At 64.2% G+C, this 23,215-nt stretch carries 21 protein-coding genes; 10 read left to right on the top strand and 11 right to left on the bottom strand.

Going from position 1 to position 23,215, the window contains the following annotated elements:
* Positions 1-358 precede the first annotated feature (358 nt).
* From C41B8_RS13085 to C41B8_RS13110, 6 genes are all read right to left on the bottom strand, one after another.
* Positions 359-2,551, bottom strand: a complete 2,193-nt coding sequence (locus tag C41B8_RS13085) for a primosomal protein N' (RefSeq protein WP_037339006.1) — start codon at positions 2,549-2,551, stop codon at positions 359-361.
* Positions 2,552-2,836: 285 nt separating this feature from the next.
* A complete protein-coding gene (locus C41B8_RS13090; RefSeq protein ID WP_198025187.1) occupies positions 2,837-3,373 on the bottom strand; it encodes an NUDIX hydrolase in 537 nt (178 codons plus the stop codon).
* A gap of 151 nt (positions 3,374-3,524) precedes the next feature.
* Positions 3,525-4,922, bottom strand: coding sequence for an NAD(P)(+) transhydrogenase (Re/Si-specific) subunit beta (locus tag C41B8_RS13095; protein ID WP_037339010.1), 1,398 nt, complete (start codon positions 4,920-4,922; stop codon positions 3,525-3,527).
* 32 nt (positions 4,923-4,954) lie between these two features.
* Entirely contained in the window at positions 4,955-5,239 is a 285-nt protein-coding gene (locus C41B8_RS13100) for an NAD(P) transhydrogenase subunit alpha part 2 (protein WP_037339012.1), read from the bottom strand.
* A gap of 55 nt (positions 5,240-5,294) precedes the next feature.
* Positions 5,295-6,500: a Re/Si-specific NAD(P)(+) transhydrogenase subunit alpha gene (locus tag C41B8_RS13105; RefSeq protein WP_037339015.1), complete on the bottom strand. Its 1,206-nt coding sequence runs from the start codon at positions 6,498-6,500 to the stop codon at positions 5,295-5,297.
* 202 nt (positions 6,501-6,702) lie between these two features.
* The gene (locus C41B8_RS13110; RefSeq protein ID WP_037339018.1) at positions 6,703-7,470 is read right to left on the bottom strand and encodes a hypothetical protein; all 768 of its coding nucleotides are present in this window, start codon (positions 7,468-7,470) and stop codon (positions 6,703-6,705) included.
* A gap of 68 nt (positions 7,471-7,538) precedes the next feature.
* Here C41B8_RS13110 and C41B8_RS13115 point away from each other — a divergent pair, with 68 nt between their 5' ends.
* The 4 genes from C41B8_RS13115 to C41B8_RS13130 all read left to right on the top strand — a co-directional run bounded on the left by C41B8_RS13115 (position 7,539) and on the right by C41B8_RS13130 (position 11,551).
* The gene (locus C41B8_RS13115) at positions 7,539-8,423 is read left to right on the top strand and encodes a 5'-3' exonuclease (protein ID WP_037339021.1); all 885 of its coding nucleotides are present in this window, start codon (positions 7,539-7,541) and stop codon (positions 8,421-8,423) included.
* The gene (locus C41B8_RS13120) at positions 8,420-9,298 is read left to right on the top strand and encodes a fructosamine kinase family protein (protein ID WP_037339023.1); all 879 of its coding nucleotides are present in this window, start codon (positions 8,420-8,422) and stop codon (positions 9,296-9,298) included. The genes C41B8_RS13115 and C41B8_RS13120 overlap by 4 nt, the downstream gene beginning before the upstream one ends.
* A 61-nt stretch (positions 9,299-9,359) precedes the next feature.
* A complete protein-coding gene (gene ttcA / locus C41B8_RS13125; RefSeq protein ID WP_084188955.1) occupies positions 9,360-10,199 on the top strand; it encodes a tRNA 2-thiocytidine(32) synthetase TtcA in 840 nt (279 codons plus the stop codon).
* A 146-nt stretch (positions 10,200-10,345) separates the two neighbouring features.
* The gene (locus tag C41B8_RS13130) at positions 10,346-11,551 is read left to right on the top strand and encodes an acyl-CoA desaturase (protein ID WP_051883496.1); all 1,206 of its coding nucleotides are present in this window, start codon (positions 10,346-10,348) and stop codon (positions 11,549-11,551) included.
* Positions 11,552-11,853: 302 nt separating this feature from the next.
* On the opposite strand, the gene C41B8_RS13135 is transcribed toward C41B8_RS13130, so the two are convergent.
* Both C41B8_RS13135 and C41B8_RS13140 read right to left on the bottom strand, forming a co-directional pair.
* Positions 11,854-12,738, bottom strand: a complete 885-nt coding sequence (locus C41B8_RS13135; RefSeq protein WP_232226072.1) for an ion transporter — start codon at positions 12,736-12,738, stop codon at positions 11,854-11,856.
* Between the two features lie 12 nt (positions 12,739-12,750).
* Complete coding sequence (locus C41B8_RS13140; protein ID WP_232226073.1) at positions 12,751-13,344, bottom strand: C40 family peptidase; 594 nt, start codon at positions 13,342-13,344, stop codon at positions 12,751-12,753.
* A gap of 118 nt (positions 13,345-13,462) precedes the next feature.
* On the opposite strand from C41B8_RS13140, the gene C41B8_RS13145 reads away from it, so the two are divergent.
* A complete protein-coding gene (locus C41B8_RS13145) occupies positions 13,463-15,001 on the top strand; it encodes a Ppx/GppA phosphatase family protein (protein ID WP_084188957.1) in 1,539 nt (512 codons plus the stop codon).
* An 805-nt stretch (positions 15,002-15,806) separates the two neighbouring features.
* Here C41B8_RS13145 and C41B8_RS13150 read toward each other — a convergent pair.
* Together C41B8_RS13150 and C41B8_RS13155 are read right to left on the bottom strand one after the other, a co-directional pair.
* The gene (locus C41B8_RS13150; RefSeq protein WP_037339026.1) at positions 15,807-17,426 is read right to left on the bottom strand and encodes a peptide chain release factor 3; all 1,620 of its coding nucleotides are present in this window, start codon (positions 17,424-17,426) and stop codon (positions 15,807-15,809) included.
* 341 nt (positions 17,427-17,767) lie between these two features.
* On the bottom strand, positions 17,768-18,040 hold the full coding sequence (locus C41B8_RS13155) for an acylphosphatase (RefSeq protein WP_037339029.1): 273 nt from the start codon (positions 18,038-18,040) through the stop codon (positions 17,768-17,770).
* A gap of 56 nt (positions 18,041-18,096) precedes the next feature.
* On the opposite strand from C41B8_RS13155, the gene C41B8_RS13160 reads away from it, so the two are divergent.
* Positions 18,097-18,780 (top strand): hypothetical protein, encoded by a 684-nt coding sequence (locus tag C41B8_RS13160; protein WP_037339032.1) that lies wholly within the window; start codon positions 18,097-18,099, stop codon positions 18,778-18,780.
* A 69-nt stretch (positions 18,781-18,849) separates the two neighbouring features.
* On the opposite strand, the gene C41B8_RS13165 is transcribed toward C41B8_RS13160, so the two are convergent.
* Positions 18,850-19,683: a ParB/RepB/Spo0J family partition protein gene (locus C41B8_RS13165; protein WP_051883498.1), complete on the bottom strand. Its 834-nt coding sequence runs from the start codon at positions 19,681-19,683 to the stop codon at positions 18,850-18,852.
* A 97-nt stretch (positions 19,684-19,780) separates the two neighbouring features.
* On the opposite strand from C41B8_RS13165, the gene C41B8_RS13170 reads away from it, so the two are divergent.
* From C41B8_RS13170 to C41B8_RS19675, 4 genes are read left to right on the top strand one after another with little or no spacing between them, the layout of a single operon-like run.
* On the top strand, positions 19,781-20,599 hold the full coding sequence (locus C41B8_RS13170; RefSeq protein ID WP_037339034.1) for a lysophospholipid acyltransferase family protein: 819 nt from the start codon (positions 19,781-19,783) through the stop codon (positions 20,597-20,599).
* A gap of 3 nt (positions 20,600-20,602) precedes the next feature.
* Entirely contained in the window at positions 20,603-21,685 is a 1,083-nt protein-coding gene (locus C41B8_RS13175; RefSeq protein ID WP_156962529.1) for an NAD-dependent epimerase/dehydratase family protein, read from the top strand.
* A 33-nt stretch (positions 21,686-21,718) separates the two neighbouring features.
* On the top strand, positions 21,719-22,510 hold the full coding sequence (locus tag C41B8_RS13180) for an MlaA family lipoprotein (RefSeq protein WP_037339036.1): 792 nt from the start codon (positions 21,719-21,721) through the stop codon (positions 22,508-22,510).
* Between the two features lie 37 nt (positions 22,511-22,547).
* Positions 22,548-23,213, top strand: a complete 666-nt coding sequence (locus C41B8_RS19675) for a protein kinase family protein (RefSeq protein WP_156962530.1) — start codon at positions 22,548-22,550, stop codon at positions 23,211-23,213.
* The last annotated feature ends 2 nt before the right edge of the window (positions 23,214-23,215 follow it).

Here is a 23,215-nt window from a genome sequence, read left to right on the forward strand (position 1 = left end):
TGCACGTAGATGGCGGTTAGTCATCAGGGGCGTTAGTTCGATCGTGGCGCGAATTGCTGTATGCGCTTCGTTCCCCCGCGAATCACTCGGGGTGCAAGCTTCGTTCGGCTCGGTCTTCCGTTAGCGCCTCGGACCCGCTACGCCGCAACAACAGAACCGCATCTGTGTAATCTGCGCAATCTGCGGATCGTCCTACTTCAACGAACGAGGCCCGAAAAAACACCATGGCGCCCCGTGTCGGCCCGCTCGAAAGATTCATCCGCCATGAGCGCCCTTCGCGTTCATTGGCGGACTGGATGTCGCGACCTCCGTGGCTTCATTTGTCTTCGCCAACGAAGCCTGGATAGCATAAAGACGCTTAGAGCAGGTCCTGTGGATCGACATCGATCGACCAGCGCACGCGCCGGGCGGCGGGCAGCTCGGCGAGCTGGGTCTGCCAGCGGTCGAGCACGGGATGCAGCAGTGCCCGGCGCGACGCATGCAACAGCAGATGGGCTCGATAGCGCCCGGCACGACGGGCCATGGGCGCCGGCACCGGACCCCAGCAGGCGAGTTCGCCGCCCAGCGGAATGGTTTCGGCCGCGGCGGCGAGGAAGTCGTGCGGGTAGCGCTGCTCGTGGGCCTCTGCGCGCAGCAGGGCGAGATGCCCGTAGGGCGGCAGGGCGGTTGCTTCGCGTTCGGCCAGCGCGGCCTCGGCAAAGCCGGGGTAGCCGCCGCCCAGCAGGCGCACGAGCATCGGATGCTCGGGGTTGCGTGTCTGCAGCCAGACTTCGCCGGGCCGATCGGCCCGGCCCGCGCGCCCGGCGACCTGGGTGACGACCTGGGCCATATGTTCGGTGGCGCGGAAATCGGCCGAGAACAGGCCACCGTCGACGTCCAGCACGCCGACACAGGTCAGGCGCGCAAAATCGTGGCCCTTGGCCAGCATCTGGGTGCCGACCAGCAGCTGGGTCTTGCCGCTGGCGACATCGGCCAGCTGGGCTTCCAGGCGCCCCTTACGGGCCATGCTGTCGCGATCGAAACGCGCGACCGCGACATCCGGAAAATGACTGCGCAACGCGCCGGCTACGCGCTGGGTGCCGGCGCCGAGCGCGATCAGGGATTCGCTGCCGCAGGACGCACACACCGTGGGCGCTTTCTCGGTGCTGCCGCAGTGATGACAGACGAGCCGGCTCATCGCACCGTGCACGGTCATCGGCGCATCGCAGCGATGACAGGGCGCACTCCAGCCGCAGTCGTGGCAGAACAGCGCCGGTGCGAAGCCGCGCCGGTTGATGAAGATCATCACCTGGTTGCCGGCTTCCAGATGCGGCCGGATTCGATTGATCAGCGGATCGGACAGGCCGCCGTCGAGCGGCCGCGAGCGGATGTCGATGAGTCGGATCGCCGGCAGGGCGGCGCCGGTGGCTCGACGCACGAGCTTGTGATGGACGAACCGGCCGGCGCGGGCGTTGTGCAGCGTCTCCAGCGCCGGCGTGGCGCTGCCGAGCAGAATCGGGATAGCCGCGTCCTGGGCGCGTTTCAGCGCCACGTCGCGGGCGTGGTAACGCAGCCCGTCGCCTTGTTTATAAGAGCCGTCGTGCTCTTCGTCGACGATGATCAGGCCCAGCCGCGGCATGGGCGTGAATATGGCCGAGCGCGTGCCGATGACGATATCCGCCTCGCCGGCGCCGGCGGCTTTCCAGACATCCGCGCGTTCGCCGTCCGAGCGCTGCGAGTGCAACACGCCGATGGCGGCCGCAAATCGCGAGCGCAGGCGATCGATGAGCTGCGGCGTCAGGCCGATCTCCGGGGCCAGAAACAGCACTTGCCGTCCGGTCGCCAGGATATCGGCCATGCGCTGGAAATAGATTTCGGTCTTGCCCGAGCCGGTCACGCCTTCGATCAGGGCCGGGGCAAAGCCGCTGGCCGTGCGCAGGCGATCGACCACGTCTTGTTGATCCGATGTCAGCGCGGGCGGCGTGCCGGCAGTGCCGGTCTCAAGACCGCCCGGCAGCGCGACGGCCTCGATCAGCCCACGCTCGGCCAGCGCGTTCAACGGCCGCTGGGCGCCCGGGAAGCGGGCCAGCAGCGTGCCGTGTGCTACGGCGTTGCCGGCCGCGCGGATGGCCGCCAACAGTTCCTGCTGGCGTGGGGCGCGTGTCAACGCGGCTTCGGCCTCGGCCGGTGCGTCAGCGACCGCCTGCCATCCGCGGTTGCGGGTGGATTCGGTGTCGGTGCGAGTACGGCGCAGCGCGGCCGGCAGGGCGGTGGCCAGCGTATCGCCGAGCGGGTGATGGTAATAGCGCGCGGTCCAGCGCAGCAGTTTGAGCAGGGCCTCGTCGAACAGCGGCGTGTCATCCAGCACGCGCAGCACCGGCTTGAGCTTGTCGGGGGCGACCTGACTTTCGACATCGGTGGCGACGATCACGCCCACCAGCGGTCGCCGGCCGAATCGGATCTGTACCCGCGCACCGACTGGCGCGGACGCGGCCGGGTCGACGAGGTAGTCGAAAGTGCCGTACAGGGGCACTGGCACGGCGACCCGGATCACGGGGTAATCCTGTTCCATCAACGCTCTATATCCTGTGGATAAGTGCGTGGATGAATTTGGGACGCCTGCGCCCGAGGCGGACGCCTATCGTGCCTATGGCGCGAAATTCCCTATAAATAACGTATCGATTCAATATCTTATAATTTGTCTTCATGAGCCCGGACATTTCGGGGCTCAGGACGTCGGCCGAATCGGGACTGTGGATTTGTGCACAACTGAATGTGGAAACAAGACAATTTCCCATACGGCCATGCCAGCGCGATGGTTTGCGGCAGGTGACGTCTTGGGTCAGTCGCGGCGTGGTCATCGGGGCGAACCGGATCCGATGCGGCGCAGCTCATCCAGCATGAGCAGGGTCAGACCCCACAGACGTCGACCGTTGCCGCAATCGTAGCAGGGCATCGTCTTCGCCAAGCCGCGAATATGCCAGGTTAGCTGCCCGCGGTTGATGGGCTCGTCGAGCCAGGCGAGCGGAATCCATTGCCAACCGGCAATCTCGGCGTTGGGCGCGATTTGCGCGTCGCTCGGCCAGCGATAGACGAATGGAGAAATCACCATCGGCCGCCGGCGGCGATGATCGAGGGTAAGCCGGTCGGACAGCCGGCCGATACCCCGGGTGCGATCGATCGCCACCCCGATCTCCTCGGCGGTTTCGCGACAGGCCGCGCGCGAGGCGCTGGCTTCGTCGACGGCCTCGATACGCCCGCCGGGCAGCGCCATGTCGCCCGACCACGGGTCGCCGGGGCGATGGGCGCGTTCGACCACAAGCACTTCCACGCCCTGGCGCGAATCGCGCAGCAGGGCAGCAACCGCCGCGCGCTTGAGGCGGCGGCGCAGCATATTGCGGCGTGGGTGGTGTCGCCGGAGTCGGGCGACGAGCGGGGCGAGTTCATGCATGGCGATCGAGGATACGACCGATCGCCAAGCGCTGCATGCGCAAACAGGAAAGCCGCCCGGAAGGCGGCTTTCAAAAGTGCAGGAGACGCGACGCTTAGATCTGCTTCAACCCGCTGGTCAGATCGGCACAGACCTGCTTGGCATCGCCGAACACCATGCGGGTGTTTTCGCCGAAGAACAGGTGGTTGGCCACGCCGGAAAAGCCGGTGCCTTTGCCACGCTTGATTACGTAGACCTCGCGCGCCGCGCCGACATTGAGGATCGGCATGCCGTAGATCGGGCTGCCCTTGTCCTCCTTGGCGGCCGGATTGACCACGTCGTTGGCGCCGATGACCAGTGCGGCATCGGCCGACGGGAATTCCGGGTTGATCTCTTCCAGATCGTAGATCAGGTCGTAGGGCACGCCGGCCTCGGCCAGCAGCACGTTCATATGCCCCGGCATACGCCCGGCGACCGGATGGATGGCGAACTTCACGTCCACCCCGTGTTCCTTCTGCAGCGCCTGCACGAACTCCCAGAGCTTGTGCTGGGCCTGGGCTACGGCCAAGCCGTAGCCGGGCACGATGATCAACGAATCGGCATAGGCCATGGAGGCGGCGGCATCGAAGGCCTCGACCGATTTCATCTCGCCTTCCGGGCCCTCGGCCTGGGCACCGTCGTCCACGCCGAAGCCGGCGAACAGGACGTTGGTCAGTGAGCGATTCATGCCCTTGGCCATCAGATAGGTGAGCAGCGAGCCGGCCGCGCCCACCACCATGCCGGCGATGATCATGGCCGGGTTGTCGATGACATAGCCCTCGAAGGCCACCGCCAGGCCGGTGAAGGCGTTGTACATCGAGATGACCACCGGCATGTCGGCGCCGCCGATCGGAATCGTCAGCAGCACGCCGAAGGCCAGGCTCATGAAGAAGAACAGAGTGACCAGTACCGGCGCCGAGAAATCGGAGGCCACGATCGCCCAACCGAAGATCACGATCAGCGCGGCCAGCGCCAGCGTGGCGAACTGCTGGCCGGGGATACGGAAGCTCTTGGTGAGCTTGCCCTCAAGCTTGGCCCAGGCGATCAGCGACCCGGCGAACGACACGCCGCCGATCAGCGCGCCGACCACGGCCATGATGATCAGCCCGAAGCCGGCCGAGAATGCCTCGTGCGAGTACATCTCGATGAGAGCGATGGCCGCGGCCGCGCCGCCGCCCATGCCGTTGTAGAGCGCGACCATCTGCGGCATGGCCGTCATCTGGACGCGCTTGCCCGAGACCCAGGCCGCCGATCCACCGATGGCGATGGCCACGATCATGAGGATGTAATGCCAGGCGTTGCCGTGAATGGCCGGGTGGAAGAAGGTGAAGAGCGTTGCCACCAGCATGCCGGCGCCGGCGACCTTGATGCCGTTGCGCGCGGTGCGCGGCGAGCCCATCTGCTTGAGACCGTAGATGAACAGGACCGCGGCGACGAAATAGCTCGCGTTGACGAGAAAGCCCCAGAAACCCATAGGTGACCCCTTTTATCGTGGTTTTTCTTGGATCAGTCCTTGGAGGACTTGAACATTTCGAGCATGCGCTCGGTCACGACATAGCCGCCTACGGCGTTGCCGGCGGCCAGAATCGTGCCCACGAAGCCGATCAGGGTCTCCCAGAACCCGTCGGCGTTGCCGAGCGCGACCATCGCGCCGACCAGCACGATGCCGTGCACGAAGTTCGAGCCCGACATCAGGGGCGTGTGCAGGATGGTCGGCACGCGGCCGATGATCTCGTAGCCGGTAAAGGCCGCGAGCATGAAGATATAAAGGGCGACGAAGCCGGTGATCATGGTAATTCTCCCCGAATGCGCGTGAACTGTTGTTGTAACGGTTTCTGTTCTGCGTCTAGCCGTTGTTGCCGCTGGCGACGGATTCGTCGGTTTCCGCATAGCCGAGCGCGGTCCGAACCGATTCGTTGACGAGCTTGCCGTCGTGCGTGAGCACGGCCTTGGCCAGAATCTCGTCGTCCCAGTCGAAATCGAGTTTATGTTTCTTGTCGCCCGGTTTGACGTCGTCCTGGCCTTCTTCCTCGACCACGATCAGCTGGAGGAAGTTGAACAGATTCTGGGCGTACATCTCGCTGGCGTGCTCGGCCAGCAGCGATGGCATGTTCGACGGCCCGTGGATGGTGACCGATCCGTGGGTGACGATCTCGTCGGGCTGCGTGAGCTCGCAGTTGCCGCCGCCGGAAGCCGCCAGATCGACCAGCACCGCGCCAGGCTTCATCCGCTCGACCATAGCCTTCGACACGATCTTCGGCGCGGGCCGGCCGGGTACGGCGGCCGTGGTGATCACGGCATCGGCGTCGGCCATGTTGTCGGCCAACATCTGTTGCTGTTTGGCTTTTTCTTCGTCGGTGAGTTCGCGGGCATAGCCACCCTCGGCCTCGGCTTTCACGCCTTCGGCCACCAGAAACTCGGCACCCAGCGACTCGACCTGTTCCTTGGTTTCGGTGCGGACGTCATAGCCGTAGACCTTGGCGCCCAGGCGTCCGGCCGTGGCGATTGCTTGCAGGCCGGCCACACCGGCGCCGATGACCAGCACCTTGGCCGGCCGGATGGTGCCGGCGGCCGTGGTGAGCATGGGCAGAAAACGCTCGAGCGCGTTGGCGGCGATCAGCGCGGCCTTGTAGCCGGCCGCGTTGGCCTGAGAGGACAGGGCATCCATGGACTGCGCCCGGCTGATGCGTGGGATCAGCTCCATGGCGAAGCAGGTGACGTTGTTCTTCACCAGGGCGTCGACCACGTCCGGGTTGTTGTGGCCCTGAACGAAACTGACCAGGACCGACCCCTTTTTCATCTTCTCGATCTGCTTGATCTCGGGCGCGTTGACCGCAAGCACCACATTGGCGCTGTAGATCTCGTCCGCGCGCCCGGACAGCACGACAGGCTCTTCGTAGGATTCGTCGGGAATCCGGCTCGCTTCGCCCGCGCCCTTCGCCACGGTGAGTGCCACATCCATCTTGGTCAGCTTGGCGGCGACCTTGGGTACCATCGCGACGCGCTTCTCGCCCGCCGCTGTCTCCTTCGCTACAGCAATCGATACGGTCATATTCTTGTTCGGCCCGTGTTCGAGTCGTCGATGACGTGAGTTACGTGTTCGGCCGGTGGTGGCCGCTCCTCCCTGACCGGTGAAAACACCGGAGCACCGAGTCTAACCACATAATCGGCCGGATAGCGAGCTTGAAAGAATATAATTTCCAAATATTTTATTGTTGGAATTTTTATTCTTTATCGGTTTTGGCCTCAGTGCCTCACTGGCTGACGGTCGGGGCCTCCGGCTTCTGCTCGACGTAGTTGTCGGGGATCTGGAAGCGACTGTCGGGAATCGAGCGGTGGCTGACGGCCGCCAGCGTGCGCTGTTCGCCCGACAGGCCATCCTGGAAGCGCACCGGCATGCCGGACAGATTGCGATAGGGCAAACCGATGCCTTCCAGGCCGGTGCCCGACAACATGTCGCGCAGCAGGGCGAACATGGATTTCACGGTCGCGAAGCTGGCACTCGACAGCCCCAGCGCCTTAGCGCTGGCCACGCACATCTTGTCGGCCGGTTGGCCGCCGCGCACGATCTGGATGACGTCGCAGGCAACGCCATCCACGTGATCGGTAGCACCGGTGTGATCCAGTCCGATGGACTGCTGCTTGCCGTTCAGGCCGGGCACTTTTTCGGCCATGGCTGCGCGGGCCGCGGCGCGACGATCGGCGGGCAACTGCTGCAGACGATTCTCGATCCGGGCGCGCAGGGCGTCCATCTGATGACGGATCTCGCCCGCCGTGTTCTTGTCCAGCCGGGTGTAGGTCTGATCCTTGGGCGAGACCGAGATGATGGCCGGGTCGTTGCGCTTGTAGAGTTGCCAGCCGTCGCCGTCGCCGTCGATGCGCACCGCGTTGGGGGTGATATAGACCTTGTATTGGCCGCTGGCGCCGACATAGGTGAGCGTCGTGTCGGCGGCGGCCGGGCCGGCGAACGCCGCCAGAGCGGCCAATGCGAGCAGGGCCGCGCCCCACGTCTTGCGAATCATGTGTGTCTCCGAATAACAGGTGACCGGCGCCGTGGCGCCAACCGGCGATCGGTCAGTACACTACGCACATGCTGCTGATCGACGCCAGCGTCTATATCTTCCGGGCGTTCCATGCGTTGCCGGACTCTATCACCGGGTCTGGCGGCCGGCCGCTGAACGCCGTGCATGGCTACGTCGGGTTTCTGACCGGCCTGCTCGCGGCAGCGGCCGGCGAGCAACGGATCGCCGCGGCCTTCGACGAATCACTGACCAGCTCGTTTCGCAACGAATTCTTTGCCGACTACAAGGCCAATCGCGAGCAGCCGCCGGCCGATCTCGTCGATCAGATCGGCGCTTGCCGGGCGATTACCGAGGCGCTCGGCGTCGCGACGCTGTCGAGCCCGCGCTACGAGGCCGACGATCTGATTGCGACGCTGGCTGCCACGAGTGACGAGTCGGTCACGATCGTGACCTCGGACAAGGACCTGGCGCAGATCCTCGGACCCGGCGATATCCTCTGGGACTATGCCCGCGAGATGCGCTACGACGAGGCCGCGATTCACGAGCGCTTCGGCGTGGTGCCGGCGGCGATTCCGGATTATCTCGCGCTGGTCGGCGATAGCGCCGACAACATCCCCGGCGTGCCGGGGATCGGCGCCAAGACGGCGGCGGCGCTGCTGGCGCGTTTTCCCGACCTCGAGACGATGCTGGGCGACCCGGAGGGTGTGCGCGCCACGGATGTGCGCGGCGCCCAATCGCTGGCGTCGAAACTCGAGGCACATGCCGAGCAGGCGAGGTTGTCTCGACGTCTGGCCACCGTAGTGGCGGATATCGATCTCGACGCCGCGCAGCGCGATATCGAGCGCCGGGCGCCCGATGCGACGCGGCTACGACAACTGTGCGACGAACTCGGCGTCGGCCGGCGGTTGCGCAATCAACTCGGCCTGGGCGATACCGAAAGCGAGGCAACATGAGCGACTGGGCGGCCATCGAACACGCGATTTCAGCGGCGACCGGCCGTGCCTTCAGCATCGACGATCGACGCGCGGCGCTGGGCGGCGATATCAACGAGGCGCATATTCTCGGCGACGGCGAGCGCCGTTTTTTCGTCAAGACCAACCGGCCGGAGCGCCGCGACATGTTCGAGGCCGAGGCGGCCGGCCTGGTCGAGCTGCGCCAGGCTACGCTGCTGCGGGTGCCGGAGCCGATTACGGTCGACGCGACAGGGGAACTGGCGTTTATCGTGCTCGAATACGTGCCGCTCGCACGGCCGACCCGGGAATCGATGACGCGCCTCGGCGAAGGGCTGGCCGAGTTGCATGGCATCGTGGCCACCCGCCACGGCTGGGACCGCGACAACACGCTCGGCCCCAACCCCCAACACAACGCCCGCCACGCCGACTGGACCGAGTTCTGGCGTGAGAACCGCTTGGCGGTGATGCTCGACGCGTTGGCCCCGGATTATCCCGACGTCGCGCGTGATGGCGACCGGCTGCTGGCGGTTCTGCCGGATCTGCTGAGTGGGCATAAACCCGAGGCGTCGCTGTTGCACGGCGATCTCTGGGGCGGCAATGCCGGCATGGACGAAGACGGGCGTCCGGTGATCTACGATCCGGCGGTCTATTACGGCGATCGCGAGACCGATCTGGCGCTGACCGAGCTGTTCGGCGGTTTCTCGCCCGATTTCTACGAAGCCTACTGGGGCGCCTGGCCGGCGGCCGCCGGTTATCGCGAGATTCGCCGGCCGCTGTACCAGCTGCATCATCTGCTCAACCACGCGCGTCTGTTCGGCGGCGGTTACGCGGCCCAGGCACGCCGCGTGATGAATCAGCTCATCGCGCGGGCGTAGCCGGGCCGATCGAGGCGCCGGTACAATACGCGGCGTTCCCATTTCAAGCGCGCGGCGCGCCATGAGTGACATCCCCGTTCTCGATACCCGGGCCCCGGCCGGTTTGACCCCCGGCTCGAATGCGGCCGAGAAACTGACCAAGCGACTGCGGCGTCAGGCCGGCCAAGCGATCGTCGATTACGGCATGATCCGTGAGGGCGAGCGCATCATGGTGTGTCTGTCCGGCGGCAAGGACAGCTACACGCTGCTGGATACCCTGCTGTATCTGCAGCAGGTGGCGCCGGTATCGTTCACGCTGCGGGCGGTGAATCTGGACCAGAAGCAGCCCGGCTTCCCCGAACATATCCTGCCGAACTATCTGTCCGAGCTCGGCGTGGACTACGAGATCATCGAGCGCGATACCTATTCGGTGGTCACCGAAAAGATCGAGCCGGGCGCGACCATGTGCGGGCTGTGCTCGCGTCTACGGCGCGGCATTCTCTATCGCTATGCGCGCGAGAACGGCTTCACGCGGATCGCGTTGGGGCATCATCGCGACGATATCGTGGAAACGATGTTTCTCAACATGTTCCATGGCGCGCGCATGGCCGCCATGCCGCCCAAGCTGAAGTCCGACGACGGTGACAATGTCGTGATCCGGCCGCTGGCCTACTGCGCCGAGGCCGAGATCGAGAAGTATGCGCGGCTCAAGCAGTTCCCGATCATCCCCTGTAATCTCTGCGGCTCCCAGGAGAATCTGGCGCGCCAGAATGTCAAAGCCATGCTGGCCGATTGGGAACGCATCGATCCGGGGCGCAGCGAGCGCATCTTCCGATCGATGACACGGATCGCGCCGTCACAGATGGCCGATAACGATCTGTTCGATTTTGCCGGCCTCGAGACCGATGCCGACAGGGGTTGAATCCATCGCCGGCGCGCGTGCGTAGCCGACGAGCGGCAGCGGCGGTTCTTGAAAACGATTCTCAATCTCCGCATACTCACGGATACGCTGTGCACGTTTGTACACTACAGCGAAAGACTGACGATTTCTGAGAGGCTCGCTGAGCAATGAGCGAAAAGACCAAGCGGTTCAGGTTTCCGCAGAACCAGCACATGGATGACCACTTCGACTGGTGGAACTTCATGCCCATGGGGCTGATGCACGTGGCCCTGATCGGCATCTGGTGGACCGGTTTCACATGGACGTCGGTCGCGATGTGCGCGTTCTTGTACGTTGCGCGCGTATTCGGCATCACCGCCGGGTACCACCGTTATTTCTCGCACCGGGGCTACAAGACCAGCCGCGTATTCCAGTTCCTGCTGGCGCTGCTCGGTTCGACCGCGCTACAGAAAGGGCCGCTGTGGTGGTCCGCCAAGCACCGCGAGCATCATCGTGATACCGATGAGCCGGAAGATGCGCATTCGCCGCGCCACTACGGCTTCCTTGATGCGCATGTGGGCTGGGTCTACCGCGAAGCCCGGTCGAGCCCGGACATGGATCTGATCAAGGATTTCTCCAAGTATCCGGAGATTCGCTGGATCGAGCGTCACCAGTTCCTGCCTGGCGTCACGCTGGCTGTGATCTGCTTCCTGATCGGCGGCTGGAGTGGTCTGCTGGTGGGCTGGTTGCTGTCGACCATTCTGGTTTACCACGCCACCTTCACCATCAACTCGCTGGACCATATGTTCGGTCGCCAGCGTTACCTCACCGGTGACGATTCGCGTAACAACTGGATCATGGCGCTGCTGTCGCTGGGCGAGGGGTGGCATAACAACCATCACTACTACCCGGCCACTGCGCGTAACGGCTTCTTCTGGTGGGAGTTCGACCCCACCTATTACATGCTGGTGGGTTTGGAGAAAGTCGGCCTGGTATGGGATCTGCGTCAACCGCCGAAATCGATCCTGGCTAACGAGAAACCGCCGACCCAGAAGATCATCGACAAGTGTGCGGTTTACATCGCCGCCGGCTTCTCGGCTGATCGCATCAGCGCCAACATCCGTGAGCGTTGGGAAGGCAGCCATGTTATGGAAGATCTGCGCAAGCACGCTCGCGATAAATGGAGCGCGGCCGAAGCCTATCTGGCCGAGGTCGAGTTGCCGGAGTTCCCGAGCGTCGACGAGCTCAAGGCGCGCGCACACAAGCAGTTCAAGATCCGTCATGAAGGCTTGGATCGTGCCATCGAGCGGGCCCAGGATATGCTGCGGCGATCGGTCGCTCACCGGCTGATCGAGCAGGCTCAGTCCGAGCAGGGGCACGTTCAGCAGGTCTGATGCTTTCACGGCACAAGCCGCTCTGAAAAGCAGCCCGCGACGGTTTCCGTCGCGGGTTTTTTTATGCAGGGGGGGCAAACAGGCCCGGGCGCCGCGCCGGGGATCGGCGCTTCGCTTCGGGCTTGCCGTGGCCAGATGCCGGTAAAAAAAGTGGCGATAGTGTGCGGGGCAGCCGTGTTGTCGGTCCGTGCGCAAAGGCGGGCGCCACCTGTGGGATGCGCGCCGCTTTCAAGCCTATTCCAATAGGCTCTTAAGCTTCTGCCCGTGCGTCGGTGGAGGTCGGCCAGCGGGCTGGTATTGGCTCAGTCGAGTTTGTCGCGAGCGCTCGCCTGTTCTTCGTCGACCGGCGCGTCGTCTTCCGGCTCATGACTGAGATCGCCGCCACAGAACTTACAATAATCGGCATCGATCTCGTGACCGCTGCGCTCACAGTGCGGGCACAGGGTCTTCCTGCGCTGGGCAGAGATCTCGTTGGTCAGTTCGGCCGTGATGATGCCGCCGGTGACGGCGAGAATCGCATAGCCGCCGAGGATGGCCACGCCGGCGATGGCCTGGCCGAGCGGCGTCGACGGCGAGATATCGCCGTAGCCGACCGTGGTGATGGTTACGATGGCCCAGTAGATCGAGCGCGGAATGCTGGTGAACCCGTGGGCCGGGCCTTCGACGACATACATCAGGGCCCCGAGAATGGTGACCATCAGCGCCAGCATGCCCAGAAAAATCTGCATCTTGCGCTGGGCGTGGCGTAGGGCTCGCGTCATCACGCCAGCGTCGTTTGCGTAACGGACCAGCTTGAGCACCCGGAAGATCCGCATCATGCGCAGGGTGCGAACCGCGACGAGGTACTGGGCCTCGGGCAGCAAAAGGCCGATATACAAAGGCAGGATCGAGACCAGATCGACCAGGCCGTAGAAGCTGAAGATATAGGCCCAGCGGCGGCGCGCGGCATAGATCCGGGCCGCGTATTCGAGGCTGAACGCGAGGGTGAATAGCCATTCGAGCGCCTGCAGGAGGGCGCCGAATTGGGCTTCGATGGCTGCGACCGAGACCAGCATGAGATTGATCACGCTGGCGACGATCAGCACGAGGAGGACGATATCGAAGCCTCGGCCCGCGGGGGTGTCGGTGCCGAAGATGACAGTTCGAAGCCAGAGCCTCAGGCCGGTGTCCGTGCTATGAGCGATCACGCCACCCGTCGGTTACATACGGCTGGTGGCCAGTATCCGGCGGGCCTGCCAGTAGTGATGGCGCCAGTAGATGTTGTCCAGACGCGAAATCGTCACGCCCTGACTGCTGGAGGCGTGCATGAAACGCCCCCGGCCGAGATAGATCCCGACGTGATGCGACAGCGCCCCGGTCTTGAAGAACACCAGGTCGCCGGCCTCGAGGTCCTGGCGCGGGATCGACATGCCCACCTGGGCCTGCTCGACGGTGGTACGCGGCAGTTCATAGGATTCGACCGTATCCACGGTCTGGCGCACGAAGCTCGAGCAGTCCACCCCGTTGCGGCTCTGCCCCCCGTATCGATACGGGGTACCGGCCCAGCGTTCGTAGACCTGATGCAGGGCGGCTTCCAGCCGGGCTGTCGCGCTCGAGAGCATGCCCGGATCGGAGTCGTCGGTACCGCGGCCGTCGCGTTGCTTTACGCTGCCGCCGGCCCGACTCAGGTCGGTATGCCCCCGCTGCAATCCCTGGCTGGCGCATCCGCTAGCGACCAGAGTCACCGCCATGATGATGATGAATCGATAGCTCCGCAGACGCGGCATGGACACCGCTCTACGCATCAGAGCCATCCCCCAACCCCTTCGGCTCATGCCGTCTGTTGTCGTGATTGCCAAACCGCGCCCTCGCAACCCCTGCACAAGCTGCTTAAGATAGACGCATGGACTGCGCCCTGAAAAGCCCTAACGCATGACTCCGTCCGTTACCGTAGCCGCTGTGGACCTCGGTTCCAACAGTTTTCACATGTTGGTCGTGCGGTCTGAACAGGGTCAGCGACGCGTTCTGGATCGCATCAAGGAGTCGGTTCGCCTGGCCGGCGGGCTTTCGGCGGATGGTCGTCTCGACGAGGAGACCCAGCAACGGGCGCTCGATTGTCTGGCCCGGTTCGGTCAGCGGCTGGCCCAGTTCGATGCGACCCGGGTGCGCGTGGTGGGCACCAATACGCTGCGTCAGGCGCGGGGGGCGGGCCAATTCATCGCCCGGGCCGAAGCGGCGCTGGGCCACCCCATCGAAATCATCTATGGGGTCGAGGAAGCCCGTCTGATCTATGCCGGGGTGGCCGAAGACCTGGATGCCGGGGCGGCGCAACGGCTGGTGGTGGATATCGGCGGCGGTTCGACCGAGCTCGTGATTGGTCGCGGGCCGCAGGCATATCGTGCGGAGAGCGTGGCATTAGGTGCGGTGACCTATACCGCGCGGTTTTTCGCCAGCGGCAAGATCGACAAATCGTCCTGGAAGGCCGCGGTCACCGAGGCTCGCCTCGCGCTCGAGCCGCTGGCCTACGATTATGGCGAACTTGGCTGGGATGTGGCCATCGGCGCGTCCGGCAGTATCAAGTCGATCGCCCGGGCGGTGGGCGCCGACGGGCCGGGTGAACTGATCACCGGTGATGCGTTGGAAAAGCTGGCACGTCGCTTGTACAAGGCCGGCTCGGTCGAGAAGCTGTCGCCGGACGGGGTCTCAGCCGAGCGCCGCGCGATTTTTGCCGGTGGCCTCGCGGTGCTGGTGGGCGTGTTCGAAAGCCTTGGCATCGAGGCCATGCAAGTCTCGGACAAGGCGCTGCGCGAAGGGGTGATCAGCGATTTGTTGGGCCGGTTGTCCGCGCACGACTCACGCGATGATGGGGTGGACGATGCCGCCCGACGATTCGTGATCGATCGCGAGCACGGCCGGCGTGTGGCCGATACTGCGACGCGGCTGTGGCGCTCCGGCCATGGCGGCGATGCCGCCGATGACGACAATGGGCTCGCCGAGGCCGCGCGGGTGCTGCGCTGGGCCGCGATGCTGCACGAAATTGGTCTCGTGGTGGCCCATCGGGCCTATCACAAGCACGGTGAATACCTGCTCGACAACGCCGATATCCGCGGTTTCTCCCAGGCCGACCAACATCTGCTGGCGACCATCGTGCGTTTGCACCGCGGGCGTTTTCGCACCGAGCTGATCGATGCGCTGCCGCCGGTGTGGCAGTCACGTACCTGGGACATCGTACTGGCGTTGCGTATTGCAGTAATTTTGCATCGCGGACGCAATCCCGCGACGCGTCCGCCGGTCACGTTCACCCACGGCGACAAGAAGCTCACGGTATCGATCGATACGGAGTGGCTCGCCCAACGCCCGCTCACGCGTACCGATCTAGAGCACGAGGGAGAGCGCCTGGCCAAGGCCGGCCTCACCCTCGATCTTGTGGAAACGACGATCCCCGAAGCGGCGACGCCAGTCCGCCAATGAACGCGAAGTGCGCTAATGGCGGATGGGGTTTGCGACCCGGATGATGCGGGGCGCCGCTGTGCTTTTCTGGCTTCGTTTCTTGGAAGAAAACTGTCCGCAGATCAACGCCGATTCACACAGATGCGGTTCGGCTTTCGCGGCGTAGCGGGTTCGAGGCGCTAAGGGGCGACGGAGCCGAACAACGCTTGCAACCCAATTGATTCGTTCGGGAACGGAGTGAATAGCACAATTTGCGCCCCGGTCGAACTTACGTCCCTGACGGTTAACCGCCATCTGCGTGATCTGCGTCGATCTACGGATCAATGCCTTAAGAGGAACGAAGAGAGCAGTCACGTGGCGCCCCGAAACCAAGGCGGTCGTTAAATCCAGTCCGCCAATGAACGCGAATAACGCCAATGGCGGATTGGTATTTCGACCTGGGGGATGCGGGGCGCCGTTCGCTTGTCGGGCTTTGTTCCCTCGAAAAAGGCTGTCTGCCGATCAACGCCGATTTACACAGATGCGGTTCGGCTTTCCCGGCGCAGCGGCCCTGGGGCGCTAACGGGCGACGAAGCCGAACAACGCGTGCAACTATATTGATTCGTACGGGAACGAAGCGCATACCGCAATTTGCGCCCCGGTCGAACTCATGCCCCTAACGATTAACCGCCATCTGCGTGATCTGCGGATCAATGTCTCAAGGAACGAAGAGACAGATCACGTGGCGCCCCGAAACCAGGAAGTCGCAAATCCAGTCCGCCATTTGCGCCCTTGGCGTTCATTGGCGGACTGAAACTGCTATGGGTTGCCCCGCGGGTCGTTTTTTTTATGCCCGGCTGCCGGTATTGAACTCGCGTACGTTGGCAAACTTGATATCGGGCCAGCGTTCCTCGGTCAGCTGTAGCTTGACCCGGGAAGGGGCCAGATAGACCAGGGCGCCGGAGTGGTCTTCGGCCACGCCGGTGTCCATGCGATTGCGAAAACGCTCGATCTCGCGCGGCTCGCCGTAGATCCAGCGCGCGGTATAGACCTCCACGCCCTCGAAGCCGGCATTGACGTTGTATTCGGTGCGCAGGCGCTCGGCCACCACGTCGAACTGCAGCGTGCCGACCGCCCCCAGGATTACGTCGTTGTTGTGCAACGGACGGAACACCTGGGTCGCGCCTTCCTCGCACAGCTGGTCGAGGCCCTTGTGCAATGCCTTGGCCTTGAGCGGGTCGCGCAGCACCACGCGCTGGAACAGCTCCGGCGCGAAGTTCGGGATGCCGGTGAACGACAGATCCTCGCCTTCCGAGAAGCAATCGCCGATGGCGATGGTGCCGTGGTTGTGGATACCGATGATGTCACCGGGCCAGGCGGTTTCCGCCGCTTCGCGCCGATTCGCCATGAAGGTAATGGCATCGCCCACACGGATGTCCTTGCCGGCACGCAGATGGCGCATCTTCATGCCTTTCTTGTAGTGGCCCGAGCAGATGCGCATGAAGGCGATGCGATCGCGGTGCTGCGGGTCCATGTTCGCCTGGATCTTGAACACGAAGCCGGATAACGGTTCCTCGGTCGGCACGACCTCGCGCGACGTCGTCTCGCGCGGCTGCGGCGCCGGCGCCCACTCGACGAACGAGTCGAGCAGGGGGCGAATACCGAAGTTGTTCACGGCCGAGCCGAAGAACACGGGTGTGACCTCGCCGGCGAGATAGCGCTCCAGATCGAAGCCCGAGCCCGCCTCGCGCACCAGTTCGATTTCCTCGAGGAGTTCGTCGTAATAGTCGCCAGCAATCTCCTTGAGCCGAGGGTCCTCGAGCCCGTCGAGTGTGACCGTCTTGCCGCCGGCTTCGTTGTCGGAGCCCTCGTAGAGATACACCTTGTCGTCGAGCAGGTGGTAGACGCCCTTGAAGGCACGGCCCATGCCGATCGGCCAGGTGATGGGGGCGCATTCGATTTTGAGGATGTCCTCGATCTCGTCGAGCACCTCGATCGGTGGCCGGCCGTCGCGGTCCATCTTGTTGATGAAGGTGAAGATCGGCGTGGTGCGCAGCCGGCAGACCTCCATCAGCTTGATCGTACGCGGCTCGACGCCGCGCGCGATGTCGATGACCATCAGGGCCGAGTCGACCGCGGTCAGCGTGCGATAAGTGTCTTCGGAGAAGTCCTCGTGGCCCGGCGTATCCAGCAGGTTGACGATGCGGTCGTTGTACGGGAACTGCATCACCGACGTGGTCACCGAAATGCCGCGCGATTGTTCCATCGCCATCCAGTCGGACGTGGCGTGGCGCGAGGCTTTGCGGCCCTTGACCGTGCCCGCGAGCTGGATGGCGCCGCCGAACAGCAGCAGTTTTTCGGTCAGCGTGGTCTTGCCCGCGTCAGGGTGCGAGATGATCGCGAAGGTACGCCTGAGCGCTGCCTCTTGCGCGGTCTGACTCGTGTGGGCCGTGGCCGGCTGGTTCATTTTGCGCTCCGATCGGACGACCGAACGTTCGTATGTCGCTGAGTCGACTCGAAATAATAGCTGTATAGTACAGCTCTATGTTCCATTAAAAGAAATTTAATTAGCCTCGGTTAGGGCCGATGACTATATTTGATCTCGACGGCAGCGGCGCAATACCGCTGCCACCGCAGAAACGGTGTCCCCCTTCACCGACTCTGCCCGCATAGCCGCATCCTACCCGAGTCGGGCGGCTATGCTTCAGGGTGTCGCCCGCCCCCTGGCGGCGCCCACTGGCTGGCCCGGATCGGATGCCCTCCCGATCCGGGCCTCTTTTTTTTGGGACTACGATAACGAACGCAGTGTCAGGTCACCGTGAACGGTGACGGCAGATCGGTATCGTCCGCGTTCTGTTCGGATACCTCGCCGACCCGAGCCATGCCGGGGCCGTCGTGCAGCCAAACGCGCAGCGCGTCGAGATCCTCGGGGGCGCCGCGTGCCATGAGTTCCACATCGCCGTCGGCGCGGTTTCTTACCCAGCCGTCGAGCGACAGTTTACGGGCTGCATCGCTGGTGGCGGCTCGAAAACCCACGCCCTGAACCCGGCCGCGGACACGGAAATATCGTGTTTCGGACATGGCGTATTGCGCGCGTATACTCAAAGCCCAGATTGTACATGTTCGGAGACGCGTGCATGTGGCAGGCCTTTAAACGACGGGCGACGCGGCTGAGCAGTTTGGCGGCGGTCGATCGGGTCGGCCCGCGGGAGGCGAGTCTGCGGCTCACGTTGCCCAACCCCTACGGCGGCCCAGCCTGGGTGACGGCCACAGTCGCCTTGTCGAGCCGTCCGCGCGGCATGGGAGAAACCGTACGCGTGCGTGGGCATATCGATAGCTGTTTTCGGATGCCCGCGGACAGCGGCGATCGCGAGGCGTTGGCGCACGACGCCGGCAACGATACACACCCGCTGATGCGATACGGCCGTCAAGCCGCGGCCTCTTTGACGCGCCGGGCGCTCGAGCGTCTGCCGCGTGCGGCGCGCATGCGGCTCGCCGAGCAGCGGCGACAGAACTGGATCGACATGCAGATCAGCACGGCACCGCTGGATGCAGGCGCCGCCGCGTTGATGCCGGAGCGGTTACGAGCGGTCTACGGCGACGCGCTGCCTCAGATTGCACCCGGCGGGCCGCGTGTCGGTGTCTGGTCCGGGCCGGCCGGCGGCGCTCGCGGCGGCATGGCCCGGCTGGCGATGATTCAGTTCGACCAGAACGACCTCAGCTCCGATGCACGCGGCGACGATCGCGAGCGTTTCAGCCTGAATCTGAGCATTGCCGAGGTCGTCGAGCCGGCGGCCGGCGACGATCGCGACGTGGACTGAAACCGGCCGCGTCGGGCGCTCGGCTGGGCTGAGGCCATTCGCCGGGAGACATAGCCGGCCTCCATGCGGTCAATCGGCGCTTTCCGGGTCGAATCCGAGCCGGGCGAGCAGGCCCTCGAATTCATCCAGGTCGTGGAAGGCGATACGCAGTTCGCCGCGCCGACGATTGGCGTTGTAGTGGATGCGCACGCTGTTGCCGACATGTTCGGCCAGCTGTTGCTCCAGCGCGGCGAGTTCGGGCGGTGCGGCCGCGGCCGCTTCGCTTCGCGGTTGGCTCTGCTCGCGCACCCAGAGTTCCAGACGACGCACACTGACGCGCTCGGCGGCGGCGCGTCGCGCCAGACGAATCTGGGTGGCGGCATCGAGGCCGGCCAGGATCTTGCCGTGGCCGATCGACAGAATGTGTTCGTCGAGCATCGCCTGCACCGGCTCGGCCAGCTGACGCAGACGCAGGAAGTTGCTCACATAAGCGCGTGATTTGCCGATGCGCGCCGCGATCGCGTCGTGCGTCAAGCCATGGCTTTCGCCGAGACGCGCCAGCCCGTGGGCCGTGTCCATCACGCCGAGGGATTCACGCTGCAGGTTCTCAATCAGCCCGAGTACGCGGGCCTGCTCGGGGTCGAGATCGTTGCGTATGATCGCCGGCAGTTCAGCCAGCCCGGCGCGCTGGGCCGCGCGCCAGCGACGCTCGCCAGCCAGCAGCCGGAAACCCTGTTCGGGGTCGCCCGTGACGACGACCGGCTGGATTACCCCGGATTCGCGGATCGAATCGGCCAGTTCGGCCAGGCCCGCGTCGTCGAAGCGGGTGCGCGCCTGATGCGGGTCGCGGGCGATCGATTCGATCGGCAACCGGGCGATGCGGTGCTCGGGGCGTGCAAATGGCTTGTCGATATCGGTGCTCAAGGCCGGCGGGATCTGCGTGCTAAGCTCGAAAACGTACGTACTTAGTGTAAACCCGGTTAGCCCCGCGGGCGCTTTCGGTCCGCAAGCGAGGAGTGGTATGCGCATCCGGCAGTATCTGAAGCCGCGGACCGTATCGCGCGAGGTCGAATCGATCGTGGACCGGCTACCGATGGGCAATATCGGGTCGCTGGGCTACGACCCCTGGGGGCTGAACCCCGACACCGCCAAGATCACTTTTATGGCGGTGCGCTGGCTCTACGAAAACTATTTCCGCGTGGTTGCTCATGGGCTGGACAACGTGCCGGCCAGCGGTCGCGTGCTGATCGTCGGCAACCACAGCGGGCAGTTACCCATGGATGGGGTGCTGGTATCGTTCGCGGTCGCCAACAAGGGCGAGGGAGCGCGCCTGCCGCGCTCGATGATCGAGCGCTGGTTTCCCTCGGTGCCGTTTCTCGGCAACTGGATGAATTCGGTTGGCGGGGTGATCGGCGATCCCAAGAACTGCGCCAAGATGCTCGAGCGTGAAGAGGCGCTCGTCGTCTTTCCGGAGGGCGTGCGCGGCTCCGGCAAGCCTTATCGGTTGCGCTATCAGCTGCAGCGCTTCGGGCACGGCTTCATGCATCTGGCGATGGAGCACAACACGCCGATCGTGCCGGTGGGGGTAGTGGGCTGCGAGGAAACCATGCCGTCGTTGGTCAACATCCGCCCGTTGGCCCGGATGCTCGGCATGCCGTATTTCCCGCTTTCCCCTCTGGTGCCGCTGCCGGCCCGGGTGATCCTGAACTTCGGCCAGCCGATGCAGTTTCCCAACGACGCCAACAGCGAGCGCGATGTGGAATGGCGGGTCGAGGAGGTCAAAGATGCAATCCGCGATCTGATCGATGCGGGGATCGCCCAGCGCAAGAGCATTTTCTAGATCATGAGCGATAACGAAAACCAAGAGAAAAAGCCGTCCGGTGCGGGCGGCCATAAAGCAGCCGAAGCGGGCCGGGGCGGGCGGAAGACGCCGGCGCGACGCGGCCCCGTGGGCGCGCCGCGGGATCGCAGCGCCAAGCTTGGTATGGGGTACGGCCATCGCGGCAAGATCATGGTTACCGGTGCGGCCGGGGCGCTCGCCCAGCATGTGATCGCCGATCTGACCGAGCGCGGCTACGAGGTGGTGGGTGTCGAGTTTCGGGGGGTACAGGACGACTATCCCGATACGGTTGATTATGTCATCGACTTCAACCAGCGCCCGTTCGAGGATGTCTTCCGCGAGCACGATTTCGTTGGCATCGCGCATCTGGGCCGTATTCGCTTCACGCAATCGACCCGCGGCCGGCGCTATTCAGCCAACGTGGTTGGCACGTCTCGGCTGCTGCGCCTGGCACGCAAGTACGGCGTCGAGAAGGTGCTTGCGCTATCCACCTTCCACGTCTACGGGGCGGACGCCCGCAATCCGAGCCTCATTGACGAGGAATATCCGATGCGCGCGGCCAATCTCATGCCGGAGACCGTGGACGCCGTCGAGCTCGAGAATCTGTTCAACATTCATCTTTACAAGCATCCCGAGCTCAACATTGTGGTGCTGCGGCCGTGCAATATTGCCGGGCCGGGCATCAAGAACGAGATCAGTCGCATGCTGGCGCAGCCGGTGGCGCCGTGTCTGGTCGGATTCTCCCCGCTGATGCAGTTCATCCACGTCGCCGATATGTCGGCGGCTGTGGTCGCAGCGTTCGAGCAGAACCATCCCGGGGTATATAATGTGGCACCAGACGATTACGTGACCTATCAGGATGCACTGCAGATGGCGGGGTGCCGTCGCCTGTTCCTGCCCTCGATTCCCCCGGTGCTTGCCCGTCGTGCGGTCCGCGCGCTCGGTCGTCTGGCACCGTCCGAATATCTGATCGATTTCTTCAAGTACTCGGTGATCATCGATGGCAGCCTGTTTTCGCGTACTTACGATTTCACACCGCAGTATTCGCTATCGGAGTTGTTTGCCCATTACCGCGCCTTGAAATAGCGCCGGGCCGCCCCGTTCCGAGGTCTGAATTTCATGCCAACAACGTCGCGCTTCCATTTCACCCTGGCCAGCCTGCTGGCTGTGCTGCTTCTTGCCGGCTGTGTTCACAGCCCGCCCTCTGACCCGTGGGATCCGCTGGAGCCCGTCAACCGCTTCAACTACAAGCTCAACGAGAAGGCCGATCAGTACGCGGTGCGCCCGGCGGCCCAGGTCTACAACAAGATCGTGCCGGCTCCGGTGCAGGCCAGCGTGACGCATTTCTTCGACAACGCCAGCCAACCGGTGACCATGGTCAACAGCCTGCTTCAGCTGAAGTGGGGCAAGTTTAACCAGTCGCTTGGCCGGTTCATGATCAACAGCTCGTTCGGTCTCGGCGGTCTATTCGATGTGGCCAGCAAGCTGAAGGTGCCGCATCCGGATGAGGATTTCGGCCAGACGCTCGGTTACTGGGGCCTTGGCCCGGGGATGTACATCTATCTGCCGCTGCTCGGGCCGTCGGACGGACGTGATCTGTTCGGCAAGTTGGGAGATCAGTTCACCAACCCGATCAATTACGTCGACCAGATCGATACGATCAACAACGACTATCCCTGGGTGCCGTATGCGCTGCGTGGGATCGAGGGGCTGAATCTGCGGGCGAGCCTGCTTGGCTTCGATTCGACGCTCAAGCAGCAGTTTGACCCCTATGCCTTCGTGCGCAGCTACTACCTGGAAAATCGACGGGAGGCAGTCTACGACGGCCATGTGCCGGCGAAGCTCAAGCGCTCCGACGACGGTTCGCAGGATTTTCCGTCCGCCGCGCCCGATCAGGGCAGCAGCGACTGATCGAGCCGTGTCGTCCGACACGGATATGCGAGCGCTCATGCATATGACGCGCGATCAGCTGCATGCCTCGGCCACGCGTTACTACAAGACACGCGGGCCGACCGAGCCGGACGTCGCGCTGGTCGAACACGGCGCCGCGCGCGCGGTGTTCAAGGACTACGGGCGCGCGCCCGGCTGGTTCAACCGGTTCATCGCGCCGGTTCTGCTCTGGCGCGAGGCAACCGCGCTCGCTGCGCTGGCCGATCTCGCGGGCGTACCGCAGTTGTATCGCCGGGTCGATCGTCGCGGTTTGCTGATCGAGCACTGCCCGGCCATGCCCTGGCCGCATGCCAACCCGGGCGATGTCGCCTATGAGCGCCTGGATACGCTGGTGACGGCCATGCACAAGCGCGGCGTAGCGCACGGCGACCTGCGTGGCGGCGGCAATATTCTGGTCGACGATCAGGATCGGCCGTATCTGGTGGACTTCGTCTCGCGGGTCCGGCGGGGCCGCCCGTGGAACCTGCCGTGGAACTGGATCTTTGGCCAACTCGAGGCGGCTGATCGTAGCGCGCTGGCCAAGCTGCGGGTGCGTTACGCACGGCATCTGGCGACCGCTGTCGACTATGAATTGCGCCATCCGAATACCGGGTTCGCACGATTCGCTCGGCGCCTGGGCCAGCGTATTCGCCGCGGTGTGCGATTCTTCGGCGCGCATAGCTGAGC

It is taken from the genome of Salinisphaera hydrothermalis C41B8, assembly GCF_000732535.1.
Lineage (GTDB): Bacteria > Pseudomonadota > Gammaproteobacteria > Nevskiales > Salinisphaeraceae > Salinisphaera > Salinisphaera hydrothermalis.

Coding starts and splice junctions, on each gene's coding strand:
- C41B8_RS13170 (WP_037339034.1), top strand. CDS start 19,781: ATGCGCATCCGGCAGTATCTGAAGCCGCGGACCGTATCGCGCGAGGTC.
- ttcA (WP_084188955.1), top strand. CDS start 9,360: ATGAGTGACATCCCCGTTCTCGATACCCGGGCCCCGGCCGGTTTGACC.
- C41B8_RS13095 (WP_037339010.1), bottom strand. CDS start 4,922: ATGGGTTTCTGGGGCTTTCTCGTCAACGCGAGCTATTTCGTCGCCGCG.
- C41B8_RS13150 (WP_037339026.1), bottom strand. CDS start 17,426: ATGAACCAGCCGGCCACGGCCCACACGAGTCAGACCGCGCAAGAGGCA.
- C41B8_RS13140 (WP_232226073.1), bottom strand. CDS start 13,344: ATGGCTCTGATGCGTAGAGCGGTGTCCATGCCGCGTCTGCGGAGCTAT.
- C41B8_RS13115 (WP_037339021.1), top strand. CDS start 7,539: ATGCTGCTGATCGACGCCAGCGTCTATATCTTCCGGGCGTTCCATGCG.
- C41B8_RS13085 (WP_037339006.1), bottom strand. CDS start 2,551: ATGGAACAGGATTACCCCGTGATCCGGGTCGCCGTGCCAGTGCCCCTG.
- C41B8_RS13180 (WP_037339036.1), top strand. CDS start 21,719: ATGCCAACAACGTCGCGCTTCCATTTCACCCTGGCCAGCCTGCTGGCT.
- C41B8_RS13145 (WP_084188957.1), top strand. CDS start 13,463: ATGACTCCGTCCGTTACCGTAGCCGCTGTGGACCTCGGTTCCAACAGT.
- C41B8_RS13175 (WP_156962529.1), top strand. CDS start 20,603: ATGAGCGATAACGAAAACCAAGAGAAAAAGCCGTCCGGTGCGGGCGGC.
- C41B8_RS13130 (WP_051883496.1), top strand. CDS start 10,346: ATGAGCGAAAAGACCAAGCGGTTCAGGTTTCCGCAGAACCAGCACATG.
- C41B8_RS13110 (WP_037339018.1), bottom strand. CDS start 7,470: ATGATTCGCAAGACGTGGGGCGCGGCCCTGCTCGCATTGGCCGCTCTG.
- C41B8_RS13155 (WP_037339029.1), bottom strand. CDS start 18,040: ATGTCCGAAACACGATATTTCCGTGTCCGCGGCCGGGTTCAGGGCGTG.
- C41B8_RS19675 (WP_156962530.1), top strand. CDS start 22,548: ATGCATATGACGCGCGATCAGCTGCATGCCTCGGCCACGCGTTACTAC.
- C41B8_RS13105 (WP_037339015.1), bottom strand. CDS start 6,500: ATGACCGTATCGATTGCTGTAGCGAAGGAGACAGCGGCGGGCGAGAAG.
- C41B8_RS13160 (WP_037339032.1), top strand. CDS start 18,097: ATGTGGCAGGCCTTTAAACGACGGGCGACGCGGCTGAGCAGTTTGGCG.
- C41B8_RS13120 (WP_037339023.1), top strand. CDS start 8,420: ATGAGCGACTGGGCGGCCATCGAACACGCGATTTCAGCGGCGACCGGC.
- C41B8_RS13090 (WP_198025187.1), bottom strand. CDS start 3,373: ATGCTGCGCCGCCGCCTCAAGCGCGCGGCGGTTGCTGCCCTGCTGCGC.
- C41B8_RS13100 (WP_037339012.1), bottom strand. CDS start 5,239: ATGATCACCGGCTTCGTCGCCCTTTATATCTTCATGCTCGCGGCCTTT.